The 1,237-nt window shown below is 54.0% G+C and carries 1 protein-coding gene; it reads right to left on the reverse strand.

The annotated features are described in order from the left end of the window. The coding region (locus tag CW742_RS13845) for an NFACT family protein (RefSeq protein WP_292421384.1) at positions 1-1,212 on the reverse strand (1,212 nt) is incomplete at its 3' end. Positions 1,213-1,237: the final 25 nt, after the last annotated feature.

A 1,237-nucleotide genomic window follows, 5' to 3' on the forward strand; every position in this document is an offset into this window, starting at 1 on the left:
CTCCATTGCCGTGACAGCACCGGCCTTTTTCTTTTTGAATTTCTTGATCACGTCATAGTAATGGCCGGCATTCTGCTCCACGCTCTCGTTCACGAAGATCTTCACTTTTTTCCCGATGTCAATCTCGACTGCTGCTTCTCCCGGGTAAAAAGTGGTAATTTTCTTTGTCTCTTCTGATGGTGCCGCCCGGATCCGCTTCTCGATCTCCTGCCAGGAGTGGGTTTTGCTTGCAGCAGCAAGGGTGCCAATGACCTGCGCGATGAAGGGGTAGTTCTCGTAAATGGCGTTGACCGTCTCTTCGGCCTGGGCAATACTCCTGTCAAACTTTTTTATCGCCGCCTGCTGGTGGCTGCGTATCCGGTCCTCTTTTGCGATCTTCGGGCGTGACGTGGCCTTCTTCTCGGCCTTGTGCATGGGGTAAAATGCCTCGAGGGCAAGAGAAAATGTCGGGTACGCTGTTGTCTCATCCCCAGAACGGAGATTGACGGGTTCGCAGTGCTTTGATACGATTACCGGTGTCCGGGCTCCTTCGACCTGGCGGAAGAGTGCCTGCAGGGAGGAGAAGATCCTGCCAGGATCGGCAGTGGCGGAAGGAATACTCTTTTCGAGACCCGCTTCTTTACAGATATATTCCGCGTACATCCCGCCGAGCATGCAGCCGATGGCAAGTGCCCGGACCAGATCCCTTTCATCCCCCTTAAGAAACGCTGCAAGGCTCTCCTCCGATGCAGTGGGATCCGTGCTGCCAAACGTGTAGGTAGCACCGGGAACAACTTCCCGGTCCTTGAACCGGTGGTGCCAGAGGGGTTTGATGATTGTCATATGCTCATCGGCGAGGATGACATTGCCGTTATCGAAGAGTTCGATGATAAGGTTGAATATCGTTGTTCCTTTGCCGATCGCAAAGATAAGGACGCGTTCAAGGCCATGCTGACGGATCGAGAGAACCTTTCCTCCCGATAGGTGTTTTCGCAGGAGCATGGCGAAGTGGGGCGGGTTCTTTGGCGGTTCGGGGAGGTCCGCAACAAGATGGGCTCTCCGGCCGGACTCGATGAACAAGAGATATTTTGCCTTGTTCTCCCCGTTGAGCCGGATGCCGAGCGTCTTTGAGTCGAACTGGTAAACCTTGTCGATCCAGAGCGGCAGCTTCTCCTGCAACTCACAGGTCATCGCCCTGACATCGATACCGCTCATACCCTGTTCTGATGCCATACGCTTTTGTCGGTTACTTATTAGC

Origin of the sequence: Methanoregula sp., assembly GCF_002835825.1 — an archaeon.
Classification (GTDB): Archaea; Halobacteriota; Methanomicrobia; order Methanomicrobiales; family Methanospirillaceae; genus Methanoregula.